The following is a 256-nucleotide window of genomic DNA, read 5'->3' on the forward strand; positions in this document are numbered from 1 at the left end:
TGTTCTACCACTGAACTACTTCCGCGTTTGGCAATGCGGATGAAGGGACTTGAACCCCCACGTCTGTAAAGACACTAGAGCCTGATTCTAGCGCGTCTGCCAATTCCGCCACATCCGCAAGAAAAACATGGTGAGCCATGAAGGACTCGAACCTTCGACCCTCTGATTAAAAGTCAGATGCTCTACCAACTGAGCTAATGGCTCTTATTACAAGAGACTTATATAGTATAACATATAAAGGTGGTGCCGGCAAGAG

General features: G+C 46.9%; 2 tRNA genes. Both read right to left on the reverse strand.

What is annotated here, in order from left to right:
- Positions 1-34 precede the first annotated feature (34 nt).
- Positions 35-118: transfer RNA gene (locus tag D5S11_RS19790), tRNA-Leu, on the reverse strand.
- Between the two features lie 10 nt (positions 119-128).
- Positions 129-204: transfer RNA gene (locus D5S11_RS19795), tRNA-Lys, on the reverse strand.
- Positions 205-256: the final 52 nt, after the last annotated feature.

This window comes from Bacillus sp. L75, assembly GCF_003676355.1.
GTDB lineage: Bacteria > Bacillota > Bacilli > Bacillales > Bacillaceae > Bacillus > Bacillus velezensis.